Annotated in this window: 6 protein-coding genes; 4 read left to right on the top strand and 2 right to left on the bottom strand. The window is 71.1% G+C overall.

Annotation, left to right across the window (positions count from 1 at the left end):
* Nucleotides 1-456: 456 nt before the first annotated feature.
* Nucleotides 457-795: a hypothetical protein gene (locus tag ACWEV3_RS43265; RefSeq protein WP_093260776.1), complete on the bottom strand. Its 339-nt coding sequence runs from the start codon at nt 793-795 to the stop codon at nt 457-459.
* 13 nt (nt 796-808) lie between these two features.
* The gene (locus ACWEV3_RS43260) at nt 809-1054 is read right to left on the bottom strand and encodes a hypothetical protein (protein ID WP_452619483.1); all 246 of its coding nucleotides are present in this window, start codon (nt 1052-1054) and stop codon (nt 809-811) included.
* A 223-nt stretch (nt 1055-1277) separates the two neighbouring features.
* Here ACWEV3_RS43260 and ACWEV3_RS43255 point away from each other — a divergent pair, with 223 nt between their 5' ends.
* The 4 genes from ACWEV3_RS43255 to ACWEV3_RS43240 all read left to right on the top strand — a co-directional run bounded on the left by ACWEV3_RS43255 (nt 1278) and on the right by ACWEV3_RS43240 (nt 7008).
* On the top strand, nt 1278-2648 hold the full coding sequence (locus ACWEV3_RS43255) for a helix-turn-helix domain-containing protein (RefSeq protein WP_132479391.1): 1371 nt from the start codon (nt 1278-1280) through the stop codon (nt 2646-2648).
* A 46-nt stretch (nt 2649-2694) separates the two neighbouring features.
* Nucleotides 2695-3600 carry a phosphotransferase enzyme family protein gene (locus tag ACWEV3_RS43250; RefSeq protein WP_452619482.1) on the top strand — a complete coding sequence of 302 codons (906 nt, stop codon included), beginning with the start codon at nt 2695-2697 and terminating at the stop codon, nt 3598-3600.
* Nucleotides 3601-3744: 144 nt separating this feature from the next.
* Nucleotides 3745-4047: a hypothetical protein gene (locus tag ACWEV3_RS43245; RefSeq protein ID WP_452619481.1), complete on the top strand. Its 303-nt coding sequence runs from the start codon at nt 3745-3747 to the stop codon at nt 4045-4047.
* 300 nt (nt 4048-4347) lie between these two features.
* Nucleotides 4348-7008 carry a hypothetical protein gene (locus tag ACWEV3_RS43240; RefSeq protein ID WP_452619480.1) on the top strand — a complete coding sequence of 887 codons (2661 nt, stop codon included), beginning with the start codon at nt 4348-4350 and terminating at the stop codon, nt 7006-7008.
* Nucleotides 7009-7125 lie beyond the last annotated feature (117 nt).

The following is a 7125-nucleotide window of genomic DNA, read 5'->3' as shown; positions in this document are numbered from 1 at the left end:
CACCCTCTCCACCTTTTTTCCCCTCCCGCCCTCTCTCCGTATCTCCCGCCGCCCTCTGATCCCCCGGTGCCCTTTTTGGGTCCCCTTCCCCTAAACTTGGGCCCACGGGTCGGTCGTGCGGACATGGAAAGGCCCTGGGCTCGGTCGGGGAATCGAGCTCCAGGGCCTTTCCAGACTCCGGGGCCGTCCGGGGAAACGGCGTGACCGGAGTGGTTGGAGTTCCGCGGACCGGCACCGGTCGGGGGGAGGGGAGTGCGTCAGCACCGGCCCGCGGAAATCTGGGTGACCGCGCTGGCGTGCCAGCCGGTCCAATGTGGAGTTTTCGCGGCGGCGGCCGATGATCGAGTGGTCGAGGTCGGGGAAACACGACCATCCGCTCATCGACCGCCGCCTGGCGGTTTCTCGGCTACCCGGGTCGGGGAGGAGGTGATGCTGTCCGGGGCCGAGTCCGCCTGCTTACGGCACCGGCGCGGCCGGGCGCAAAGCGTGCGCCGGGCGCTGGTGCCGTGCGGGACGGGGTGCCAGGGCACCTGCCACCAGGTGCTCGTAAGCCGTGCGCCACACCGAGCACGGTGCTTTCTGCGGGCGCCAGCGGCTGGAGCACTCCGGGCAGTTGCCCTTTTCGTCGGCGTCGTGCGCGGTGAGCAGCGTTCGCCACCCCTCCGTGAGCCGGGGGAGTTCGGAACGCGCAACGGAGAGCAAGGAAGGGGCGTCCGCGCGGTTCGCGAGCTCGGTCAACACGTCGAGCCGCTCTCGCACCGCGCTTCGCAGCACCTGCCCCAGGATCTCATCCACCGAAACGTCACCGTCACTTTCTCGCCTGCACAGCGGCATCCCGCAACGCGACCGACAACTGGCCGAGGCCGATGGCCGACAGCGTCGCGGAGTGGCCGGGCGGTCCGACGAGCACCACCCTGTCCCGGTTGACCAGCACGTCCAGGAAGCGGTGCGAGTTCGCCACGTCTCGGCAGTCCACTCGCCACCACCGGCGGCTTTCCGCGGGGGCCGAGGGGAAGCCGGCCGACCGGCCGTTCCCGCCCTGTGCTTCCCGCATCTCGCGTCACCGTTCCCGTTCGTGCTCGGTTGCCTGTGGTGACTAGATTGGAACGGACCGGGGCGTCGCGCCTAGGGCGCAGGCGATAACCGGGCCAACGGCAACGACGAGCGGTCGGTGGACTTCACCGCTGCCGATCACCTCTACCGATACGCGCTTCACCGGGATGCAGCAGTGCCCTTACTCTGCGACCAACGCCCGAGCAGAGCGTCAGGGGGTCTAAATGAACATCATCGGTTCTGGCGGCTCTCCCGTTACACCCGACGTTTGGAACGAGCGGGAAATGCGGGATGCACTGGCCCGGCGGGACGTCAGTGAGATCTACCGGCAGCTTCGCCGGCACGGCGTTTCGCAGCGACAGATTGCAGCCTCGACGGGGCAGTCGCAATCCGAGGTGTCCGAGATCCTCAAGGGGCGGCAGGTCATGGCTTATGACGTGCTCGCCCGGATCGCCGACGGGCTGGGTATCCCGCGGGGCTACATGGGCCTCGCGTACGACGGGGCGACCGCGATGCGGGTCGCGAAGGCGACCAACGCCCCCGACGCTGAGGAGGACGAGTCGGTGAAGCGCAGGAAGTTCCTGTCCCACGCCGCGGCGGTGACGATGGGCGCCGCGGTCTTCGGCACCGAAACCAGTTCCTGGTTGCCGGCCAACGCCCAGACCCCGGCGCCGACCCGGATCGGCATGACCGACGTGCAGCAGATCCACGCCGCCACCAAGGCCTTGCGCGACCTCGACTACCGCTACGGCGGCGGAACCTGCCGGGACGCCGTGGTGGCCCAGCTGTCCTGGGCGCAGCAGCTGCTCGAGTCCAGTGCGGCCGAACCCGTGCGCAAGCAGCTCTTCGTGGCGCTGGCGGACATGCACAGCCTGGCCGGCTGGACCTCGTTCGACGTGGGCCTGCTCGATCCCGCCCGCGGTCACTTCGGCAAGGCGCTGGAGTTCGCGAAGCAGGCCGAGGACGACGGCCTGGTGGCCAGCGTGCTGTACCGGATGGGCCGCGTCTACCTGCACTACGAGGAGCCCAACGAGGCGCTGAAGCTGTTCCAGCTGGGCCAGATCGCCGCGCAGGACTCCGGTTCCGCGCTGACCGTGGCCGTGCTGTGCGCCAACGAGGCCTGGGCCTACGGCATGCTGAACAAGCCGGACCAGGTGCAGAAGATGGTCGGCCGCACCAAGGACGAGTTCGCCCGCGCCCGCGCCGACGAGGCGCCCGACTGGGTGCGCTTCTTCACCGAGAACGACCTGCACGGCATGATCGGCTCCGCGCACGACGCGCTGTCGGTGTTCGACCCCAAGAAGCACGCGTCGATCGCCGTCGCCGAGACCATCAAGTGCAACGAGGCCTACGGCGCGGACATGGCGCGCACCCACGTCTTCGGCCTGAGCCTGCAGGCCACCAACCACATCCGGGCCGGCGACCTGCAGGAGGGCGTCAAGGTCGGGCGGCGGGCGCTGGAGCACGGCGAGCGGGTCAAGTCCCAGCGCGTCGCCGACCGGCTCAAGCCGCTGGAGCTCGAAGCGAGCAAGCACCGGATGAATTCCGACGTCCGCGACCTGTTCGAGGCCGTCCGGCGGTTCCGCCGGGTGTGAGCTCGGCGCGCCGGGGCAGCGGTGCCGTCGGTCCGAAACGATGAGCATGAAGACACAACCACTGGAACAGGGTCGGTGCATCCCGCCGGAGCTGGAGCTGGCACTGACCGAGATCTGCGCCGCCGTCGGCCTCGACCCGACCGCCGCGCGATTGCTCCGAATCGTCAACAACGGGGTTTTCCTGCTTCGGGACCACCGCGTGGTCGTCCGCGTCGTGCTTTCCCCGTCGTTCACCTATCGAGCTTTCAACGCCGTGGAAGCCGCGCGCTGGCTGGCCTCGCACGGGGTTCCCGCCGTGCGCCTGCTGCCGGGTCTTGAGCAGCCGGTCCAGGTGGGCGAACACCTGGCGACATTCTGGGAGTACGTGCCCGAGACCGGGCCGATGCCCGGCGGCGCCGACCTCGGCGAGCTGTTGCGCCAGATGCACTCGAAACCGCCGTCCCCGACGTTCCTGGACTGGCAGCCGATGGCCGACATCCGGCGCCGGCTGACCGACGCGGTGGACATCGATCCGGCCGATCACCGGTTCCTCGCGCAGCGCTGCGACGTGTTGGAAGAGCGCCTGGCGGAGCTGCGGTTCCCGCTGGCGCGCAGCGTCATCCACGCGGACGCGCACCTCGGCAACGTGATCGGCGGCGCGGACGGGCCGCTGCTGTGCGACCTGGATTCGCTGTGCATGGGCCCGCCGGAGTGGGATCTGACGCCGATCGCGGTGGGGCGCCTGCGGATGGGGCACCCGCCGGGCTGGCACGAGGACCTGGCCAGGGCCTACGGATTCGACATCACGCGCTGGGAAGGCTTTCCCGTGCTGCGCGAACTGCGCGAGCTGAAGATCACCACCGGGGTGCTCCCGATCCTGCGCAGCAATCCCGGGGTTCGCGAGCAACTGCACCAGCGGTTGCGCACGATCAGGGACGGAGATCTCTTCACGCAATGGGTGCCGTACAGCTGATCCGGTCGTTTGCTAGGCCGAACGGGCGATGTTGGGTCGATCGCCGCGTTCGTTGGGCAATTTCTGCTGACGAGCGTTCGGTGGAAGGGGTAAACCATACGGGCGAACTGCTCCATCGGTGCGTTGCTACGGGACGGGCTGTCGATGAGGATCGCGAAGTTCTTGCCGCGGATGCCGCGTTGGCGCCGTGCGCACGCGTTGTGCGCTGCGCAGGTGCTCGACGATGTGGTGGACAGCCAGGCCGGTTCGCTGCCCCGGTTGCCCGAAGACCTCCGACGCCGGCACGCCGATCACCTCGCGGAGCTCGTCCTGTTGGCCCAGGCCTACCGCCATTACGCCGCGGGCTGGATCACCCGACAGGAGCTGGAGCGCTGCGGCCGGATCGCGGTGCAGCGGCTGGAAGGCGACTGCTGCGTCCCGCTCGTGCAGCTCGCCGATGGTGAATGACCACTCGGCGACGGGCGCGTCATCGGTGGTCCCGTCGGGTGTCTGCGCGCCGACGCGCCGGTTGAACTGGGGCTTCGACGATCGGCGCGGTCCGGTTCGGTCGGGGCGAATTCGACGTTTTCCCTGGTAGTAGTCGCTTTTTCCGGCATCGCGAGCCGGTAGTGCCCGCGGTGCCGGTGTTTCTTGCCCGAGCGCGGGCGAATTCGCTCGGGAGTGATCGCTGATTTTTGCACTGCCCGCTCGCGCACGCGAGCGGGACTTCGTGGTGCGTGCGTTTTTTCCGGAATTGTTGGATTGGAGATGGTTTTGTGCGGTCCGGATGTCCGGTCGGAGCGGCTGGGGGAATTGCTGGACGAGGATCCGCTGCTGCGGCTCTACTGCGTGGCGGCGGCCGGGACCGGCGAGCACCGGGCGGTGGGAGAGCTGTCCGCGGCGCGGAACGCGATCCCCCTGGGTGAGTTGGCGCGCTGGGAGTTCCCCGGCGATGTGCTGTGGTTGAAGCGGATCGTGGCCGGCCGGCCACCGGGCTGGACGGCGCCGGAGCACCTCGCCGAGTTCGTGGTCCGGCCGCTGCTGATCACGTTCCGCGGGCTGCTGGCGCGGGGTTTCCTGCCGGCCGGCGAGCTCGGCGTCGAGCTGGACTCGGCGGCGACGGCCACCGGGCGCATCGTGCTCGGCGGGATCCGCCGCGCGCGGTCCGGGGTGCCGGGCGTCGTCGCCGCGCTGGACGAGAAGTTGGACGAGCTGGCGGCCGCGTGCGTGCTCATCAGCGGCGACGAGCAGGACCAGGTCCGGGCCGCCTTCGACCGCGTCATCGCGCAGGAACTGCGCCACTTGGCCGAGTCGACCGCGGCCGCGTTCGCCGGTGACCACCCGTGGCTGCGCTTCGTGCACGTCGTCGCGGCGGAGCAGCACGAGATCCTCAGCCGGGTCGTCCGGCTGGTCCGGGCGCGCAGCGCGCGGTGCCGGAACGAGCCGGGCCTGCCGCGCCCGCTGGTCGCCGTGGACCTCGACTTCTGCGCCTTGCACCCGAAGCACCGGGTCGGCGAGGCGCTGCGCCGGTTGGGCGAAGCGCACGGCATCGCCGAGTTCGCCGCCCCGGCGCGGCTCGACGTGCTGCCCGGGCTGTACCGGCCGGGCTGGCGCCCGTTCCTGGCGGCGAACGGGCTGCCGGCGCGGTATCCCGAACTCGACTGGGACGCGTTGTACGCCGAGTACCGCCAGAATGTCGCGTGGCACCGGGAAGCCCTGCTGACCGACGAACCGGCGCCGGGCCTGGTGGAATTCGTCCGGGACCTGGAACAGGCCGGTGCCCGGGTCGTCTGGTTGACCGGTCGCCGCCACCGGATGAGGGCCGCCACCGAAGAGGTCCTGAGCCGCCACGGACTCGGCCACCTCGACCTGCGCACCACCGATGACGGGCCGGTCGCGGGGCAGAAGGTCGCGGCGCTGCTCGACATGCCGGAGCACGAGCTCGTCGCCGCCTTCGACGACTCGGCCGGCAATCGCGAAGCGCTGCGGGCGGCGTTCCCCACCGCCTCGGTGGTGGCCGCACGTCCACCCGGGTTCACTGTGGACGGTGGAGACCAAGTCCGCTGCGGGATACGGACGTTCGAGTCGCTGCCGCAGCCGGTTCCGCTGGGGCGCGGGCACTCGGCCGACGCGCCGCAGCTGTCGCACGTGACGTCGCTGAGCAGGCTGCGGATCGGGGACCTCAGCACCCGCCCCACGATCTGGTCGCACGGCGTGGAACTGACCGCGGAGGAGCAGTCGCGGATCGTCGAGTCGCTGGTCGCGACCGCGGTGGCCGACGGGCGGCGGCTCGGCCGCGAGGTCGGTGCCCGCGCCGATCCGGCGGCGATCTGCCGCGCGGTGTGGCGGGTCTTGACGGCGAAGCCGTTCGGCGCGTCCAGGACGGCGTATCCGCCCGAGGCGGCCGAACGGGACGTGCTCGCCTCGATCGAGGCCGGTGAGCGCATCCCGTTCGTCGTGGTGGGGCCGTCGCTGAAGCAGGACGGCTCCCGGCTGAAGGCGCTCGGCGGGTTGCCCGACCTCGCCGAGCTGGCCATGCTGATCCGGTTGCGGCAGCTCGACGAGGCCGTCCGGCAGATCCACCCGCCGGGCATCGCGGTGCGGGCGCTCACCGATGCCAGCCACTTCAGGTTCCGGGAGCCGGACCGCTACGCGGGCTACCACCGGGAGCTGGTCGCGCAGGTGGAAAGCGCGGGACTGCGGGACGTGGTGGCGGTCGAGGACTTCGACGACGCCGCCGACGCGCATCCGCGGTGCGGCGACCGCACGCAGCGGCCGGAGCTGCTGGCGAAGCACCGCGACCGGTACGCCACGGCATTCGCCGGGCTGGACGTCCGCCGCGATCCGCGGGCGGCGCTGGGGGAAGCCGACGCCCGGGATCCGGCCGGGCCCGGGCGGCCGCGGTTCGCCGAGCTGTTCCGCTCCGTGCTGCAGGCCGTCGACGTCCCCTGCCCCGGCGGCGATCCGTTCGCGTGGTCGCAGCGGATCTACGCGAATCCCTTCGACCTGACCGATCCGGCGGTGCCGGCCGAGGTCCGCCGGGCGCGCGGCGACCTGCTGGCGACGGCGTGGCGGGAAACGATCACCTACCTGGCGAACAAGCACGTCGACGAGGAACTCGGCTACTCGGTGCTGTGGCGGGAGGGCTGCGTGCGGATGAGCCTGTCCATCCGCCCGGCGGCGGGCCGGCTGCGGTTCGTCCCGCTCGGCGGCGCCGGGGTGATGCCGTGGCACGGCACGGCCGCGCTCAACGACCTCTGCGAGGTGTCGGTCGACTACGCGATTTCGCTGGTGGACCAGGGTTTCGTGCCGGTGCGCGCGGCGCGGGAGAGTGCCCAGCCGTGGTTCATGGTCCAGTCCCGGGCCGTGGACCGCGCCGGAACGCTCGACCCGGCGGTCTTCGACCGCATCCGGCTGCGCAGCAAGTGACCGGTCACCTCGCGCGGGAAGGGCGGCGGGGGGGGGGGGGGGGCGCGGCCGGCCCCCCCCCCCGCCCCCCCGGTCTGGGGGGGGGGGGCCGGGGGGGCCGCGGCCACCCCGGCGGAG

Source organism: Saccharopolyspora sp. NPDC003752, from assembly GCF_053605825.1.
The sequence above is the reverse complement of the archived record's forward strand: the minus strand, read 5'-3'. Positions and strand labels throughout refer to the sequence as shown.